Consider the following 16,988-nt stretch of genomic DNA (forward strand, 5'->3'; position numbering starts at 1 on the left):
CGTGCAACCGCCGGCGCCGCTGCGGGCGGGACCACTTGCGGACCGCACCCAGCGGCCTGCGCAGACACGAAAGAACGGCGGTACCACTGAATGGCTTCGACCAAATCCAAACTGGATCCGATCATCTCCCTCGCCAAGCGCCGGGGGTTCGTCTTCCAGTCGGGTGAGATCTACGGCGGGTCCCGCTCCGCATGGGATTACGGCCCCCTGGGTGTCGAGCTCAAGGAAAACATCAAGAAGCAGTGGTGGCAGCACATGGTCCGGGGGCGCGACGACGTCGTCGGCCTGGATTCCGCTGTGATCCTCCCGCGCCAGGTCTGGGAGGCCTCCGGCCACGTTGAGGTGTTCTCCGACCCGCTGGTCGAGTGCCTGAGCTGCCATAAGCGCTACCGTGCAGACCACCTCGAAGAGGCATACGAGGAAAAGAAGGGCCACGCACCGGAAAACGGCCTGGCCGACATCACCTGCGCCAACTGCGGCACCAAGGGTCAGTGGACCGAGCCGCAGGAATTCTCCGGCCTGCTCAAGACCTACCTCGGCCCGGTCGCCAGCGAAGAGGGCATGCACTACCTGCGCCCGGAAACCGCGCAGGGCATCTTCGTGAACTTCAACAACGTGCTCACCACCTCGCGCAAGAAGCCGCCGTTCGGCATCGGCCAGATCGGCAAGAGCTTCCGCAACGAAATCACGCCGGGCAACTTCATCTTCCGCACCCGTGAATTCGAGCAGATGGAAATGGAGTTCTTCGTCGAGCCGGGCACTGACGAGGAATGGCACAAGTACTGGATCGAAAACCGCTTCAACTGGTACACCCAGCTGGGCATCAATCCCGATAACCTGCGTCTGTTCGAACACCCGCTGGAAAAGCTCAGCCACTACTCCAAGGGCACCACCGACGTCGAATACCGCTTCGGCTTCGCCGGCTCTGAGTGGGGCGAGCTGGAAGGCATTGCCAACCGCACCGACTTTGACCTCGGCACGCACTCCAAGCACTCCGGCACGGACCTGAGCTACTTCAACCAGGCCACCAACGAGCGCTTCACCCCGTACGTGATTGAACCTGCGGCCGGCCTGACCCGTTCCTTCATGGCCTTCCTGGTGGACGCCTACACCGAGGACGAAGCCCCCAATGCCAAGGGCGGCGTGGACAAGCGCACCGTCCTGAAGCTGGATCCGCGCCTGGCCCCGGTCAAGGCTGCCGTGCTGCCGCTGAGCCGCAACGAGGACCTTTCCCCCAAGGCCAAGGACCTCACCGCGCAGCTGCGCCGGAACTGGAACATCGACTTCGACGACGCCGGCGCCATTGGCCGCCGGTACCGCCGCCAGGATGAAATCGGCACCCCGTTCTGCATCACCGTGGACTTCGACACGCTCGAAGATCAGGCCGTCACCGTGCGCGAACGCGACACGATGGCCCAGGAGCGGGTGAGCCTGGACAAGGTTGAGGGCTACCTCGCGGAAAGGCTGATCGGCGCGTAATGGCACTGACGTTCCGCGAATGGCGCGAAGACGACGATCTTAAGCTGAACCAGCTCTGGGGAGATCCGGAAACGGTGCAGTCCGGACAGTTCCGGGCCGTGTTCCGCCCGTCCTCCAACGAACCCTGGAGCCGCTGCATCGTGGCCGAAGACGACGGTGTTCCGGTGGCAGCCGGCGTGGTCTACGAAACCTCGCTGCATCCGGACCGCCTCTGGGTCTACGTGGAGGTGGCCCGGGAGAACCGGCGCGCCGGCCTCGGCTCCATGCTGCTGGCCATGCTGCGCCGCGAAGCTGAAGCGGCGCCGTCGGGCGTCACCGCCATGCGGGCAAAGGTGGAGCCGGGTTCCTCCGGTGCCGCATTTGCCAAGGCTGCCGGGTTCTCGCGGATCCAGCGCTCCCGCATGGTTGTGGTGGAGCCGGGCCGGATCCGCCTGCCCGTCTTTGCCGACGACTCCGGCCCCCAGCTGGAGGAAGCCGCCACCGGATCGGTGGAGCTGACCCAGACCGTGGCCGAGTTCTATAACAATGTGCACGGCTGGGACCGGGCGGACATGACGCTGGGCCGGGCCCAGCAGATGTTGCTCAATGATGCCACCGGTGCCGCCGGCGCTGTGGTGCTGCGCGATGCGCCCAAGGACAAGGGCGGCAAGATCGCAGCCTTCGCCGTGAGCTACACGCACAACCGAACGGACGAGCCGGCCGACGTTTTCCTTGGTTATGACACCAAGCTGGAACGCTCGGAGCAGGAAGCGGCTCTGGAATCCATGCTGGCCATGCTGACGTACCAGTACCCGGTGCAGCTGGAGGTGGACGAGTCCATGGTTCCCGTGGCCCGGATCATCCAGGCGCTGCTGGAAAAGGGTGCGGCACGCGAAGTCGGTCCGGCCACCGAGGTTGTCAGTACCTAACCGGTACTTCGGCTTCGCGCGGCTCTGCTGCGACGGCTCAGACGACGACGGCGGGGGCCGGTTCCTACGGGAGCCGGCCCCCGCCGCTGTCGTTGGATGGGCAGAGCCGTCGTTGGATGGGCAGAGCCGTCGTTGACGGACAGAGAAGAAGCTAGGAGGCGAGTCGGCCGGACAGTCCGTACAGCACCGACTCGGCCACCTCGTCCAGGGACCGCTCCGGGCTGAATACCAGCCAGTCGAGGCCGCCGATCAGAGCTGCACCGAACACGCCGCCGGCCACCAGGCCGAGCCGGTCCTCCATTTCCGCCGGCGGTGAGGTTTCCCGGATGGCGGTGACAAACTCGGCCAGCACCTCCCGGCGGAGCAGTTCCAGGGAATGCTGCCAGGTGCGGTCGGTCCGGAAGATTTCCGCGGCGAGCAGCCGGGCCAGGGCGCGGTTGTCGGCCACCGTTTCCAGCAGCGCCCGGACCATGGCCTGCAGGGCCGGCCATCCGGTCAGTGCGGAGCGGCGCTGCGCACCGTTTCCGCCAACACCCCGACGCCCTCCAGCAGCAGTTCCTCGAACAACCGGTCCTTGGATGTGAAGTTGTAATAGACGCTGCCTTTGGCCACCCCGGCCCGCCCGGATCAGTTGACTGGGAGAAATCGTGCGGACTTGGGACAATGATGCCGATCCGTGTTTCCTGCACCCGTTCCCCAGGGCTGCAACCCTGCACAGCCTCCGCTTCAACTCCCCGCCAAAGCCGAAGGACACTTCCCATGGGACACAGCCATGCCCCGCATTCCGATGAACCGCCCTCCCCGGCAGCGCTGGCTGTCCGGCGCCGGGCGAACCTCCTGCTGACCTGGATCCTGGTTCCGCTGGGGCTGCTCGCCGTCATCGGCATGGTGTTGCTCTGGCCCTCCGGGGACCGCACCGGGGCCACGGTGTCCGATCCCTACGCCACCGCCGACGGAGTCACCTTCGACACCGGCAAGGTCCAGCTTGTCAGCGAGGAGGACTGTCCGTCCTCGCAGGCACTGGTCGATGCCGGGGGTACCGCCCAGCAGTGCCTGGTGGCCTACACGGTGCCCAGCTCCGGCGGCACCACCATCCAGGTGGAAGTTCCGCCCGAGGTCGCCAAAGGCGGAGCGATTGAAGCCGGAGACACCATCCGCTACCTGAACCTGGAAGCCATCATGGCCCAGGGCGGCGGCGCACCGCCGTATGTCTTCGTGGACTTTGTCCGGTCCATTCCCATGGCCGCGCTGACCGTGCTGTACGCGGGCGTGGTGATCGCCGTCGCGCGCTGGAGGGGGTTGCGAGCCCTGATCGGACTCGCCGGCGCTTACGCCGTGCTGGCCGGATTCATCCTGCCGGGCCTGGTGGAGGGCAAGCCGCCGCTGCTGCTGGGGCTGATCGGTTCGAGCGTGATCATGTTCGGGGTCCTGTACTTTGCGCACGGCCTGACGGCCCGGACCTCGACGGCGCTGCTGGGGACGCTGTTCGGCCTGTCCATCACGGCCTGCCTGGCTGCGTGGGCCACCGATGCCGCCCACCTGGTGGGGGTCGACGACGATAACGCCTACGCGCTCATCAACTCCTCGGACAACATTTCGGTGTCCGGCATCATCCTGTGCGGACTGATCATTTCCGGCCTCGGTGTCCTGAATGACGTCACCATCACCCAGTCCTCCGCCGTGTGGGAAATGTATGAGCTGGCACCGCGGGCGAGCGCCAAGCGGCTGTTTTCCGGCGCCATGCGGGTGGGCCGGGACCACATTGCCTCCACCGTCTACACCATTGCCTTTGCCTATGCCGGGGCGGCGCTTCCGGTGCTGATCCTCGTTTCGCTCTACGACCGGGCGCTCCTGGACAGCATCACCAGCGGCGAACTGGCCGAGGAAGTGATCCGCACGCTCGTCGGCTCCGTGGGCCTGGTGCTCGCCATCCCGGTCACCACGGCCATCGCCGTCCTGGTGGTCAAGGCGGTAGGCATCAAGGCTCCAGCCGCCGGCGCCGAGCCTGCTGCTGCGGGTTCAGCCGGTGCCCCGGATTACGCCGGGCAACCGTCCGACGCCGGAATCACCCCCACCGGCCCGCCGACCCGCCACTCACTGCGGAACCGGCCGTAACAGGGCCGGATCTGCCTGTTCCGGCTAGGGGCGGCGGTGGGGGTCAGACAGGAAGCCCTAGCGGGTCAGCCCGCCGGAAAGTCCGTACAGCACCGACTCGGCCACCTCGTCCAGGGACCGCTCCGGGCTGAATACCAGCCAGTCGAGGCCGCCGATCAGAGCTGCACCGAACACGCCGCCGGCCACCAGGCCGAGCCGGTCCTCCATTTCCGCCGGCGGTGAGGTTTCCCGGATGGCGGTGACAAACTCGGCCAGCACCTCCCGGCGGAGCAGTTCCAGGGAATGCTGCCAGGTGCGGTCGGTCCGGAAGATTTCCGCCGCCAGCAGCCTGGCCAAGGAACGGTTGTCCGCTACTGTCTCCAGCAGGCCCCGGATCATGGCCTGCAGGGCGGGCCAGCCGGCCAGAGAGGCCCGGGCGGTGCGCACGGTTTCCGCCAGTACACCCACGCCCTCAAGCAGGAGCTCTTCGAAAAGACGGTCCTTGGACGCGAAATTGTAGTAGACGCTGCCTTTGGCCACCCCGGCCCGTTCCGCCACATTCTCCATGGTGGTTCCGCTGATGCCGTGGTCGGCAGCCAACTCCAGCGCGGCGTCGAGGATTGCACGCTTGGTACCTGACTGGCGTGGCATGAAAGTTCCTTAAAGTCGTAACGGCCTTGCTTCGATCTTAGAGGTCCGGGCGGGACGGGGAGGACCCGGGCATCCGCTGCAGCCGGGGCGGTCCGCCCGGTTTTGCCCGCCATACGACGACGGCGCCGCTCCCGTGGAAGGGGGCGGCGCCGTCGTTCTGTGGAGTCGGCTCGCCGATCCTAGAGGTGCAGTTCCGGGTGCAGCCGCTTGATCGTCCACATCCGCTGTTTGCCGGCAACCAGCGAGCTGATGGCGATGCACACTGCAGCCAGGATGCCCAGGAATGCGACGGCGATCCACATCCGGGCGTCCACGCCGCCGGTGATCAGGGCACGCAGCCCGTTGACCACATAAGTTGCAGGCATGAACGGATGCAGCGCCTGGAAGAACCCGGGCGTGGTTTCCACCGGATAGGTACCGCCGGAGGAGCTCAGCTGGAGCATCAGCAGTACCAGTGACGCCACCCGGCCGGCCGCGGTGCCCAGCACAATGATCAGCATCTGCTGCAGGGCCAGGAACGCGACTGTGGTCAGGTACAGGAAGGCGCCGGTGGCAATCAGATAGGCGGGGTGGATATCCAGTCCCCACACCAGGACCGCCATCATGATGACCACCTGGCCCAGGCCGATGGCCAGCGCCGGAACCAGTCCGGTGGCCAGGGCGCGGAAACCGGAGACACCGGCGGCCAGGGCCCTGGTGGGCAGTGCCCGCAGCAGCAGCCAGGTGATCAGCGCGCCCACAAAGGTGGCCAGCGCCAGGAAGAAGGGAGCAAACCCTTCACCGAAGCTGTCCGCCTTGGTGGAGTAGTCCGCGTCCAGTTCCACCGGGGCTCCCGCAACGGAGGCCTTGGTGTCGATCAGCTCATCGGAATCCTGCGGCAGCGCCTGGGCGCCTTCGGCGAGGGCATCGGCCAGTGTGTGGCTGCCCGTGGAGAGCTGGGCAGCTCCCGCGGACAGGGCGTTTCCGCCGGTGAGCAGTTCGCCCGCTCCGGCGGCGAGGTCATTGGTGCCGCCGCTGAGCGTGTTGGCTCCGGCGGCGAGCTCGCCGGCACCGCTTTCGGCGCTGTGGGCTCCGGCATCCACCTGGGCGGCACCGGAGGCGAGGTTGGCGGCGCCGGCGGAAAGCTGGGCGGCCCCGGCCGCAGCTGACTGCGCGCCGGCTGCTACTTCACCGGCACCGCCGGCGAGGCTGGAGCTGCCGGCAGCGAGCTGTCCGGCTCCGGCTGCTGCCTCGGAAATACCTGCCTGCAGGCCCGCATTTCCGGCGGACACCTGCTGCGCGCCTGCGGCCAGCGGCTGCAGCTGGGCAAGGAGCGGGTTGGCCGGATCTGCTGCCTGGAGTCCGGCAACCACCTGGTCCAGTCCGGTGGAGACCGAGGACGCACCGGCGGCCAGGGACTCCGACTGGGGAACAGCCGCGGTCAGCCGCTCCGAGAGCGTGCCGAGGTTGGTGTTCAGGGCCGCGGCACCGGAAGCTACGCTGCCGGCACCGTCGGACAGGGTGGACGTTCCGGCAGCCAGGGACTGTGCACCGGCGGAAAGGTCATTGCTGCCCGCGGCCAGCGAGGATGTTCCCGCAGAGAGTTCGGTCAGGCCGGAGCTGAGCTGGTTGGCGCCGGTGGAGAGCCGCAGTGCTCCGTCCTGAAGGGTGACGGTGCCGGTGGCGAGGCTGTCCAGCCCGGCCACAAGTTCGCCTGCCCCGGAAACGGCGGAGTCGATGCCCGTGCTGAGTTCACCCGCGCCGTCGGCCGCGTCGCGGAGGCCGGAACCGGCGTCATTGAGTCCCACCAGCAGGGTGGAGGCAACCTGCTCGCCCAGCTGGGAGGAGACTGCTTCCTTGACCTGTGCCATGGCCTGCTTGCCCAGCACGCCGGCGAGGAAGTTGTTGGAATCGTTGTACGTGGCGCTCAGCCGGGCGGGCACGGGGTTCTCCGTGCCCACGGAGACGGCGTTGGCCGAGAAATCCTGCGGAATGGTGAGGGAAAGGTAATAGGTTCCGTCCTCCACACCCTTCGCTGCGTCGTCGGCATCCGTGGGATGCCAGTCGAGGTCCGCTCCTTCCAGGAGCTTGGTCTCCAGCTCATCGCCGGCGTTCAGGGCGTCGCCGTCCCTGGTGGTGCCCGCGTCCTCGTTCACCAGGGCAACGGAGAGGCTGTCCACGTTCTTGTCCGGAGAGTCGAAGGCCCACAGGTACAGGGCGCCGTAGATCAGGGGAATGAAGAGCATGACGACGACGGCGATCTTCGGCAGGGTGCCGCGGCGGAACCGCGCCAGTTCCGTGCCGGGGGAAAACAGGGCGAACATCAGTTGGCCTCCTGGGAAAGCAGCAGAGCGGACGGCTGGGGATCAAGGCCCTCCCACAGGCCGGTTTCAAGGGAAGCGGCGCCGACGACGACGGTGGTGCCCGCTGCGGCGATGGCAGCGAGGCGCTCCCAGACCAGCCGGCGGGCTTCTGCGCTGTGGACCTGCTCAATGTCGTCGACAAAAAGGATGCTCGGTGAGCCGAGCATCGCCAGGGAAAGGCGAAGCAGGAAGTGCTCGGCCTCCCCGAGGTTCCAGATCACAGTGGAGGCGGCGGGGATTTCGGTGGTTCCGAAAACCGAAGCGCAGGCACGGGTGACCTGGCGGTCCGTGGGCTTGCCGAGCATGCTCCACCAGGGGGCCAGCCAAGCTTCGCGTTCCCGCACAGCCTGACCCACTGTGACTCCGGGTTCCAGGACATCAATATCTTCGAAGCCGGCAATGGCCGTGTGTTTCTGGACTTCACGGGCATGACGGGGGAGGGCATGGCCCAGGACTTCCAGCGTTCCGTCCTCGGCCTTCATGCGGCCGGCAAGTGTCAGCAGGAGGCTGGTACGGCCGCTGCCCGCAGGGCCGTACAGAACGTTGAGGGGGCCGTCCACATCGAAACTCAGCGGGCCATACACGGGGCCCCGGGCGGCGGACAGGCTGAGGCCCTCCGCAGTGATCACCGGTTGCACAATTGCCTTTCAGGGAATCCGGGAGAGTCCCGGCGGGGAGACGAGCCAGTAAAACTGACCAGTCAGTACATAATCTGACCAGTCAGTCTAACACTTGGTCCGGCGGTTCCCTGCGGACACGGAATCCACAGCCGCGGCACGATTTGCACGGGTTTGGGAGAATGGGGGCGTGACTGTTTCATCTCTAGAACTCAAGCTCGAGCTGCCACCGCTGCAGCTGGGACCCATCACCGTGGACACGCCGGTGATCCTGGCACCCATGGCCGGCATTACCAACAAGGCTTTCCGGCGGCTCTGCCGCGAGTACGGCGGCGGCCTCTATGTCTCGGAGATGGTCACCTCGCGTGCCCTCGTCGAGCGCTCGCCGGAATCGCTGCGCATCATCGAGCACGATGAGGACGAAAAAGTCCGCTCCGTCCAGCTCTACGGGGTGGACCCCGTCACCGTCGGTGCCGCCGTGCGCATCCTCGTGGAGGAAGACCGCGCCGACCACATTGACCTGAACTTCGGCTGCCCCGTGCCCAAGGTCACCCGCAAGGGCGGCGGATCCGCCCTGCCCTGGAAGCTGGACCTGTTCACCGCCATCGTGCAGACCGCCGTGAAGGAAGCCTCCCGCGGCAACATCCCGCTGACCATCAAGATGCGCAAGGGCATTGACGAGGACCACCTCACTTTCCTCGAAGCCGGCCGCATCGCCCGCGACTCCGGGGTTGCCGCCGTCGCCCTGCACGGCCGCACCGCGTCCCAGTTCTACTCCGGCAAGGCCGACTGGTCAGCCATCGCCGAACTGCGCGAAGCCCTCCCTGATGTGCCGGTGCTGGGCAACGGAGACATTTGGTCCGCCGAAGACGCCATCGCCATGGTCCGCCAGACCGGCGTCGACGGCGTCGTCATCGGCCGCGGCTGCCAGGGCCGGCCGTGGCTCTTCGGTGACCTGCAGGCAGCCTTCGAAGGCAGCGACACCCGTCACCGGCCGGGCCTGAAGGAAGTTTCGGACAGCGTCTACCGGCACGCCGAACTGCTGGTGGAAACCTTCGGTGGGGAAATGATGGCGCTGCGGGACATCCGCAAGCACATGGCCTGGTACTTCAAGGGATATGTGGTGGGCGGAGACCTCCGTGCGCAGCTGGCCACCGTGCCTACGCTGGAGGTCCTGCGCGAGCTGCTCGACCAGCTGGACCCGGACGCCCCGTACCCGGGCGCCGACGCCGAAGGCCCCCGTGGCCGCGCCGGCTCACCCAAGAAAACAGCACTGCCGGAAAACTGGCTGGAATCGCGGGAACTCAACGCCGCGCAGAAGTCCATCATCTCGGCAGCCGAACTCAACGTTTCAGGCGGCTAAACACCCATGACCTTTCCGCAGGCTTTCCAAACCGCAGGCTATACCGATGTTGACCTTGCACGCTGGGTCACCGAGCCTGCCAAGAACACCAACCGCACCCAGTTCGGCCGCGACCGCGCCCGGGTGCTGCATTCCTCCGCGCTGCGCCGGCTGGGGGCCAAAACCCAGGTGGTGGCTCCGGACACCGACGACTTTGTCCGCACCCGCCTGACCCACTCCCTGGAGGTTGCCCAGGTGGGCCGCGAACTGGGCAACGCGCTGGGCTGCGATCCCGACGTCGTCGACGCCGCCTGCCTCGCCCACGATCTGGGACACCCGCCGTTCGGACACAACGGGGAAACGGCACTGAACGACATAGCCCACGCCATCGGGGGCTTCGAAGGCAACGCCCAGACCCTGCGCCTGCTCACCCGGCTGGAACCCAAGATCATCGCGCCCGACGGCAGCCCGGCCGGCCTTAACCTGACCCGGGCCTCCCTGGATGCTGCCTGCAAGTACCCGTGGTCCATCGCCGACGCTCCACTGGTCAACGGACACCGCACCACCAAGTTCGGCGTCTATGAAGACGACCTGCCGGTCTTCACCTGGCTGCGGGACGGTGCCCCGGCCGGCCGCTCCTGCCTCGAGGCGCAGGTCATGGACCTGGCTGATGACATTTCGTACTCCGTGCACGACGTCGAAGACGCCATTGTGGCCGGCCACGTCCAGCTCAAGTGGCTGGACAATCCGGACCAGCGTGCCCGCGTGGTGGGTTACACCCAGCAGTGGTACCTGCCCGGCACCGACGGCGCAGCGATCGAGGACGCACTCAAGCGGCTGGAAGCCGATCCGGTGTGGGTCCGCGAATCAGACGGCAGCCGCAGGTCCATGGCCGCACTCAAGGACATGACCAGCCAGCTGATTGGCCGGTTCTGCAACAGCGCCCTGGAAGCCACCCGCGGCATCTACGGCACTGATCCGCTGACCCGCTACAACGCGGAAATGGTGGTTCCGGAAGAGACCAAGCTGGAGATCGCCGTCATGAAGGGACTGGCCACCACCTTCGTGATGACCACCGACCAGCGGCAGCCGCTGTATGAGCGCCAGCGCGAAATCCTCACTGCGCTGGTGGCCCAGCTGGCCGCCACGGGGGACCGGCACCTGGAACCCATGTTTGCCGCGGACTGGCGCGAAGCCGCCGACGACGGCGCCCGGCTGCGCGTGGTCGTGGACCAGGTGGCCTCGCTTACGGACGGCTCCGCAGTGGCGCTGCACGAGCGCCTGGTGGGCCCGGTTCCGGCGCTCTGGTAAGGCTCGCTCTTTTTGGATTAGCGACCGGTTTTGAGGGCGCTCCATGGCTCCGGTGAATGAGTCGCGCAGCGTATGCCGTGTCGTCCGAAGGTGATGAAATTCACCAAGACGGTCGGAGGCCAACCACCGCAAATCCAGCACCGCAGTGGACAAGCAGAACGGTTAAGGAACAACTGACAGGGAAATGCCGCCCGGCTCCTGCATCCCAGGCGGAGGGACTTTCACAGATCCCGGGACGAAAAACGGGGGATGACTCTGGTGATGTCCGCGTCCCGTCGTTAGTGTTTCGGCTCTGAGGTACGCAACATCCACCCCTCCGGCTACCACCGGCCGCAGGAGTACCTCTACCGGACAACTTCCACGGGGGACTCTCTATGAGCGACCAACCATTCACCCTTCGTTCGCGGCGCAGCGGGTCGCCCGGGCGGCCTTCCCGGCTGCGGAACTGGGCAGGGATCCTGCTCGCTCTGCTGCTTGTGGCAGCCCCGCTGGGAGCTCCGGCCAACGCCACCCTGAAGCCTGGCGGCCCGGTGCGAGGCGCGCCTACGTCCGATGTGACGGACATCAGCATCAGCTCAACCGGTGAAGGACAAGCTGTCAACGGGGCATTGCCCCCGTTGGGAACCGATTGGCCGGTCACGGAATACCCGACCGCCATCCCTCCAACCTATGAGCGGGAGGACGTGTCCTTCGCCGGAATCATCAATACCCAAGATGTCACGGGCGAAAACACCGCGCAGATGTACTGCATCGATTTGCGGACGGAAACCCGGGTGGGGCTGGGATACACGAACGGCACGTGGGATGAATCCAATGTGCCGAACATCGGGTACGTGGAAAGGATCCTGAACACGTACTATCCGACTACTGATGCTCCTGCAGGCCTGGACATCAATCAGAAGGCTGCCGCCGTGCAGGCCGCCATCTGGTTCTTCACGGACGGCTTCGTCGTCAACCCGCGGCACCCGCTCTACAACACCGTGTCCAACATCGTTGCCGAGACTATTGCCGGCGGGGTGCAGCCCGAACCGCCGGCCCCCGACGTCACCATTACCCCCGCCAGCGCCGTAGGCCCAGTCAACGGAGTCGCCGGCCCGTATACGGTGGCCGCAGAGAATGCCGCTGAGGTGACGGTCATCGTGGATGACGGGTTCAGCCTATATTCTGATGCGGCAGGCAACAATCCGCTTCCGGAGACTGTTCCCAGCGGTACTCAGGTCTGGGTTCGCAGCGACTCGGGGAGCACCGGGCCCGCTGAACTCACCGCGCGGGCCGCGGTGACAGTGCCCACGGGAAACGTGTTCCTCTATGACGGAGCCACACCGGGCACAGCCGCCGCCCAAAAACTGATCCTGGCTGACACTCAGGTTCTGAGCGCAAACGCCACGGCGTCCGCCGAATTCTTCGAAACCGGTTCCCTCGAGGTCACCAAAACCATCGCCGGTGCCGCTGCCGGCAGCCAAGGTGATGTGGTCATCAACATTGACTGCGGCCCGGACTACCAGTTCACCTTCACCGTGCCGGCCGGAAGCACCGGATCCTTGACCTCCGAAACGTTCACCGACATCCCGGTGGACACCGTCTGCACCATCACCGAGCCAACCAATGGCTCCAGCACCAGCGTCTCGGTCATCACCGACCTTCCGGGGCCTCAGACCATTACTTCGGGCGACACCGTCACAGCGACCGTCACTGACACCTACACCTTTACGCCCGGAACCCTGGCAGTCCGCAAGATCGTGACCGGAACTGCAGCAGGAGCCCAGGGCGAAGTACAGATCTCAGTAGTGTGCACCTCGGACGGCGCTACGGTCCTGGACACCACCGTGACCATTGCCGCCGGTGAGACAGAGCCTGAAGCCTCGGAGTTCCCCGGCCTCGCCGCGGGCACGGAGTGCACGGTGACGGAAACTGTGAACGGTGAAACAGAAGCAGTTAGCGTCACTGTCTCCGGGGAGGGCACAGTGACTGTTCCCGCCGGCGGCAGTGTGGAAGCCACCATCACCGATACCTACGAGTTCCGTCCCGGAACTTTCGCGGTCCGCAAGGACATTGCCGGGGAGGGCGCCGGACGCCAGGGTGAAGTGGTCCTGACGGTTACCTGCACCTCCGGTCTCAGCGAGACCATCACCATTCCCGCGGGAACCATTGAATCGACCACTAGGGAGTATGAGAACCTGCCGGCGGGAACCAGCTGCACGGTCACGGAAACCTCGGACGGGACCAACGCTGAGGTCAGCGTCACCACGGTGATCGATCCCACCGGAGGAGCCGTCACCATACCGGCGGGCAACGGGGTGGAAGTCACGGTCACCGACACCTACACGGTGAACGCCGGCGCGCTCACACTGAACAAGGTGATTGCCGGGGCTTCCGCGGGGCAGCAGGGCCAGGTGGAAATTGTCGTGACCTGCACCCTGGACGGCGCCACCACCCTGGAGCAGACCATTACCATCCCGGCGAACTCCACAGGTTCCCTCGAGAACACCATCGATGGAATTCCGGAGGGCAGCACCTGCGCCGTCACGGAACCCGTCACCGGAGAGACCGAGACCATAGAGGTCTCCGTTGACCTGCCCGCCGCCGTCGTCATTTCAGCAGGGGAAACGGCAACCGCAACGGTGACCAACACCTACTCTGATCGGCCGGGAACGCTGGTCGTCACCAAGGTGATTACGGGTGAAGCAGCCGGCAACCAGGACACAATCCAGATCCGTGTCATCTGCACCTCGGACGGGGCCACGGTACTGGACGAGGTGTTCCAGGCGCCTGCCGGAGCCACCGGAGCGGGCACGGGCAGGTACACCAACATTCCGGCCGGAGCGTCCTGCGACGTCACCGAGCCTCAAACCGGCGAAACCGAGACAGTCCTGGTGGAAACCGTCCTGCCTGACCCGGTGACGATTCTTGCCGGTGACACTGTTGATTCCACTCTGACCAACACCTATACCTTCGCTCCGGGGACCTTGACGGTCACGAAGACCATCGACGGGGCCGCTGCGCTTGAGCACGGCGAGATTGTCCTGCAGGTACAGTGCGGCCCGGACGGGGCGGTGCTGGATGAGACGGTGACGATCCCGGCAGGGACGGTTGTTCCGGAGCCTGCAGTCTTCGAGGATCTGCCTGCAGGTACGGAATGCACGGTAACGGAATCCGCGGACGGCGCTACGGAGACGGTCCAGGTCAGCACGGTCCTGCCGGATCCGGTGACCATTCCCCCAGCCGGGGGCTCCGAAGCCGCGGTGACCAACACCTACACCTTCGCTCCGGGCACGTTGACGGTTACCAAGGCCTTCGCCGGGGACGCCGCCGGGCAGCAGGGTGAGGTTGTCCTGCAGGTTCTGTGCGGTCCGGACGGATCCGTGCTGAGCGAGACGGTGACGATTCCGGCGGGAACGGAAGACAGCGTCACCACCTCGTTCGAGGACCTTCCCGCCGGCGCCGAATGCACGGTTACGGAACCGACCAGTGGAGCCACTGAGACAGTTCTGGTCTCGACGGTCCTGCCGGAGCCGGTAACAGTGGTCGGTGCTCAGATCGTCGCGGCAACGGTGACCAACACCTACACTCTGGCTCCGGGAACCCTAGTGGTCACCAAGGTCATCACCGGAGACGCGGCGGGCGCGCAGGGCGAAGTTGCCCTGCGGGTCAGGTGCGGACCGGACGGCACGGTCCTGGATGAAACGGTGAGTATCCCTGCCGGAACCACGGGAAATGTCAGCACCGGGTTCGAGGACCTGCCGACCGGTACCGAGTGCACGGTGACCGAACCCGCCGGCGGCGGAACCAGTACCGTGAACGTTGCGGCGGAGCTTCCGGAGCCGGTCATCGTTCCGGCCGGCGGCGGGGCTGAAGCCATCGTCACCAACACGTACAGCCCGGTGGTCGCTCCGACGCCGAAACCCACCCCGGCACCGGTCAAGCCGGCCCGTCCGGATCTGCCCTCCACCGGCGCCAACGGAACCGTCGGCTTCCTCGCCGCCGGAGCCGGGCTGCTTCTGGTCGGTGGCCTCGCGATGGCGGCCAGCCGCCGCAGGGCAAACAGTGCGGAGGATGACAGCAGCCATCAGCAGTAATCCGCAGTAGCAGTCAGAGAGGATCCCGTGCGGCCGGTGGCCGGGCGGGATCCTCTTTGTGCGGGAGCGCCGGCAAACCGCTGCCTGAGCATCCTCTCCCGTGCTTCACCGCGGCGTTAGGGCAGGAAGAATAGACTGGAGTTATGGCCGGCCTGATTAAACGCGAAGATATTGACGAAGTACGCTCCCGCACCGACATCAAGGCCGTGATTGACGGCTACGTAACCCTCAAGTCCGCCGGCATCGGCTCCTACAAGGGGCTGTGCCCCTTCCACGACGAGCGCTCGCCGTCCTTCCACGTCCGGCCGCAGGTTGGCACCTATCACTGCTTTGGCTGCGGCGAGAGCGGCGACGTCATCTCCTTTGTCCAGAAGATGGACCACGGCACGTTCTCTGAGACGGTGGAGAAGCTCGCCGCCCGCCTCGGCTATGAACTGCACTACGAAGACGGCGGCACCGGCCCGCGCCGCGAAGACGTCGGCAAGCGCCAGCGGCTGCTGGATGCGCACAAAATTGCCGCGGAGTTCTTTGCCGCCCAGCTGCGCACCCCCGGCGCGCAGGCGGCCCGGGACTTCCTGCAGGAACGCGGCTTTGACCCCGCGGCGGCAGCCCACTTTGGTGTTGGCTACGCGCCGCAGGGCTGGGACTCGCTGCTCAAGCACCTCACCGACAAGGGCTTCACCCGCGATGAGCTGGCCGGCACCGGCATGTTCTCCACCGGCTCGGACGCCTCCCGCTTTTATGACCGCTTCCGCGGCAGGCTGATCTGGCCCATCCGCGACCTGACCGGAGCGGTGATCGGGTTCGGCGCCCGCAAGCTCTACGAAGATGACCAGGGGCCCAAGTACCTGAACACCCCGGAGACGGCCCTCTACAAGAAATCACAGGTCCTCTACGGCATTGACCTGGCCAAGCGGTCCATCGCCAAGGACCGGCAGATCGTCGTCGTCGAGGGTTACACCGACGTGATGGCCTGCCACCTCGCGGGGATCACCACCGCCGTCGCCACCTGCGGCACCGCCTTTGGCGAGGACCACGTCAAGATCGCCCGCCGGCTGTTGTCCGACGATGGTTCCGGGGGAGAGGTGATCTTTACCTTTGACGGTGACGCCGCGGGACAGAAGGCTGCGCTGAAAGCCTTCGATCTGGACCAGCGCTTCACGGCGCAGACCTATGTGGCCGTGGACCCGGAGGGCATGGATCCGTGCGACATCCGGCAGAAACACGGGGACACCGCCGTCGCTGAGCTGATCCGCTCCCGGCGTCCGCTGTTCGAGTTCTCCATCCGCTCCACGCTGCGAAAATTCGATCTCAATACGGTTGAAGGCCGGGTCCAGGCGCTGCGTGCTGCCGCCCCTGTGGTGGCGGAAATCCGCGATCCCGCCATGCGCCCGGCCTACGCCCGCGAGCTCGCCGGGTGGCTGGGGACTGACGTCGACGACGTCACCCGCGCCGTTGCCGCGGCCGCCAAGCGGCTGCGGGAGGGCGGCACGCACGGAAAGTCCGCACCGTCCTTCCAGGGGCACGACGACGCCCGCGGCTCCCAGCGCGAATCCCGTGACGTCCGGGGCTCGCAGCAGGGGCGGCAGAGCAGCTCCCAGCAGGAAAACCGCGGCGGCTACCAGCAGGAAAACCGCGGCGGCTACGTCCAGGCGGTGCCGGAACCCGTGCTGGAAGAACCCGCGTTCCTCCGCCCCGATCCCCGGGACCCCGCTGCGCGAATGGAACGCCAGGCGCTTGAGGTTGCACTGCAGCAGCCGGGCCTGCTGGACGAGGGACAGTGGGAGCGTTTCAAGGCTGCCCGGTTCTCGGTTCCGGCCTACCTGGCGGTGCACAATGCCATCATTGCCGCCGGCCATGCCGGCACCGCGCCGGCGCAGTGGGTGGAACAGGTCCGCCAGGAGCTGCCGGACACTCTGCGGGACTTCGTCAGCGAGCTCGCCGTGACTCCGCTGCATGCACGGGACAACGATGCCCTCCAGCGGTACTGCCGGGATATCCTCAACCGGCTCTTTGAACTTCAGGTCACGCATCTGAAGGCAGAGAAGCTGGGTCAGCTGCAGCGGCTGGATCCGTCCGCGGATCCGGCTCTGTTCCAGCAGCTGAACCGCGAGCTGATGGAGCTGGAAATGCAGCGCCGTGCCCTGCGCGGAGACCAGTAGCGGTCC

The 16,988-nt window shown here is 66.2% G+C and carries 11 protein-coding genes and 1 pseudogene; 7 read left to right on the top strand and 5 right to left on the bottom strand.

What is annotated here, in order from left to right; translation table 11 throughout:
• Window positions 1-90: 90 nt before the first annotated feature.
• Window positions 91-1,479 carry a glycine--tRNA ligase gene (locus tag AC4D2W_RS12700; RefSeq protein WP_490927265.1) on the top strand — a complete coding sequence of 463 codons (1,389 nt, stop codon included), beginning with the start codon at window positions 91-93 and terminating at the stop codon, window positions 1,477-1,479.
• Window positions 1,479-2,387 carry a GNAT family N-acetyltransferase gene (locus AC4D2W_RS12705; RefSeq protein ID WP_490927266.1) on the top strand — a complete coding sequence of 303 codons (909 nt, stop codon included), beginning with the start codon at window positions 1,479-1,481 and terminating at the stop codon, window positions 2,385-2,387. The genes AC4D2W_RS12700 and AC4D2W_RS12705 overlap by 1 nt, the downstream gene beginning before the upstream one ends.
• 151 nt (window positions 2,388-2,538) lie before the next feature.
• Here the strand turns inward: AC4D2W_RS12705 and AC4D2W_RS12710 are convergent, their stop codons facing one another.
• Both AC4D2W_RS12710 and AC4D2W_RS12715 read right to left on the bottom strand, forming a co-directional pair.
• Window positions 2,539-2,859, bottom strand: a complete 321-nt coding sequence (locus AC4D2W_RS12710) for a hypothetical protein (RefSeq protein WP_490927267.1) — start codon at window positions 2,857-2,859, stop codon at window positions 2,539-2,541.
• Window positions 2,860-2,882: 23 nt separating this feature from the next.
• Window positions 2,883-3,002, bottom strand: a pseudogene (locus AC4D2W_RS12715) (TetR family transcriptional regulator); the annotation flags it as partial.
• A gap of 144 nt (window positions 3,003-3,146) precedes the next feature.
• Between AC4D2W_RS12715 and AC4D2W_RS12720 the strand changes: the two are divergent.
• Window positions 3,147-4,502, top strand: a complete 1,356-nt coding sequence (locus AC4D2W_RS12720; protein WP_490927268.1) for a YibE/F family protein — start codon at window positions 3,147-3,149, stop codon at window positions 4,500-4,502.
• Between the two features lie 57 nt (window positions 4,503-4,559).
• Here AC4D2W_RS12720 and AC4D2W_RS12725 read toward each other — a convergent pair whose 3' ends face one another.
• The 3 genes from AC4D2W_RS12725 to AC4D2W_RS12735 form a co-directional block, all read right to left on the bottom strand.
• On the bottom strand, window positions 4,560-5,132 hold the full coding sequence (locus AC4D2W_RS12725) for a TetR/AcrR family transcriptional regulator (RefSeq protein ID WP_490927269.1): 573 nt from the start codon (window positions 5,130-5,132) through the stop codon (window positions 4,560-4,562).
• 179 nt (window positions 5,133-5,311) lie between these two features.
• Window positions 5,312-7,435, bottom strand: coding sequence for a YhgE/Pip family protein (locus tag AC4D2W_RS12730; RefSeq protein ID WP_490927270.1), 2,124 nt, complete (start codon window positions 7,433-7,435; stop codon window positions 5,312-5,314).
• Window positions 7,435-8,103: an ATP-binding cassette domain-containing protein gene (locus tag AC4D2W_RS12735; RefSeq protein WP_490927271.1), complete on the bottom strand. Its 669-nt coding sequence runs from the start codon at window positions 8,101-8,103 to the stop codon at window positions 7,435-7,437. Before AC4D2W_RS12735 ends, AC4D2W_RS12730 begins: the two co-directional genes overlap by 1 nt.
• 178 nt (window positions 8,104-8,281) lie before the next feature.
• Here AC4D2W_RS12735 and dusB point away from each other — a divergent pair, with 178 nt between their 5' ends.
• The 4 genes from dusB to dnaG all read left to right on the top strand — a co-directional run bounded on the left by dusB (window position 8,282) and on the right by dnaG (window position 16,982).
• A complete protein-coding gene (dusB, locus tag AC4D2W_RS12740; protein ID WP_490927272.1) occupies window positions 8,282-9,454 on the top strand; it encodes a tRNA dihydrouridine synthase DusB in 1,173 nt (390 codons plus the stop codon).
• 6 nt (window positions 9,455-9,460) lie between these two features.
• Complete coding sequence (locus AC4D2W_RS12745) at window positions 9,461-10,744, top strand: deoxyguanosinetriphosphate triphosphohydrolase (protein ID WP_490927273.1); 1,284 nt, start codon at window positions 9,461-9,463, stop codon at window positions 10,742-10,744.
• A gap of 374 nt (window positions 10,745-11,118) precedes the next feature.
• The gene (locus AC4D2W_RS12750; protein ID WP_490927274.1) at window positions 11,119-14,820 is read left to right on the top strand and encodes a thioester domain-containing protein; all 3,702 of its coding nucleotides are present in this window, start codon (window positions 11,119-11,121) and stop codon (window positions 14,818-14,820) included.
• Window positions 14,821-14,963: 143 nt separating this feature from the next.
• Window positions 14,964-16,982, top strand: a complete 2,019-nt coding sequence (gene dnaG, locus AC4D2W_RS12755) for a DNA primase (RefSeq protein ID WP_490927275.1) — start codon at window positions 14,964-14,966, stop codon at window positions 16,980-16,982.
• The last annotated feature ends 6 nt before the right edge of the window (window positions 16,983-16,988 follow it).

This window comes from Arthrobacter sp. TJ-58 (assembly GCF_058269295.1).

Coding starts and splice junctions, on each gene's coding strand:
- AC4D2W_RS12750 (WP_490927274.1), top strand. CDS start 11,119: ATGAGCGACCAACCATTCACCCTTCGTTCGCGGCGCAGCGGGTCGCCC.
- AC4D2W_RS12710 (WP_490927267.1), bottom strand. CDS start 2,859: ATGGTCCGGGCGCTGCTGGAAACGGTGGCCGACAACCGCGCCCTGGCC.
- AC4D2W_RS12705 (WP_490927266.1), top strand. CDS start 1,479: ATGGCACTGACGTTCCGCGAATGGCGCGAAGACGACGATCTTAAGCTG.
- AC4D2W_RS12725 (WP_490927269.1), bottom strand. CDS start 5,132: ATGCCACGCCAGTCAGGTACCAAGCGTGCAATCCTCGACGCCGCGCTG.
- AC4D2W_RS12700 (WP_490927265.1), top strand. CDS start 91: ATGGCTTCGACCAAATCCAAACTGGATCCGATCATCTCCCTCGCCAAG.
- AC4D2W_RS12745 (WP_490927273.1), top strand. CDS start 9,461: ATGACCTTTCCGCAGGCTTTCCAAACCGCAGGCTATACCGATGTTGAC.
- AC4D2W_RS12730 (WP_490927270.1), bottom strand. CDS start 7,435: ATGTTCGCCCTGTTTTCCCCCGGCACGGAACTGGCGCGGTTCCGCCGC.
- dnaG (WP_490927275.1), top strand. CDS start 14,964: ATGGCCGGCCTGATTAAACGCGAAGATATTGACGAAGTACGCTCCCGC.
- AC4D2W_RS12720 (WP_490927268.1), top strand. CDS start 3,147: ATGGGACACAGCCATGCCCCGCATTCCGATGAACCGCCCTCCCCGGCA.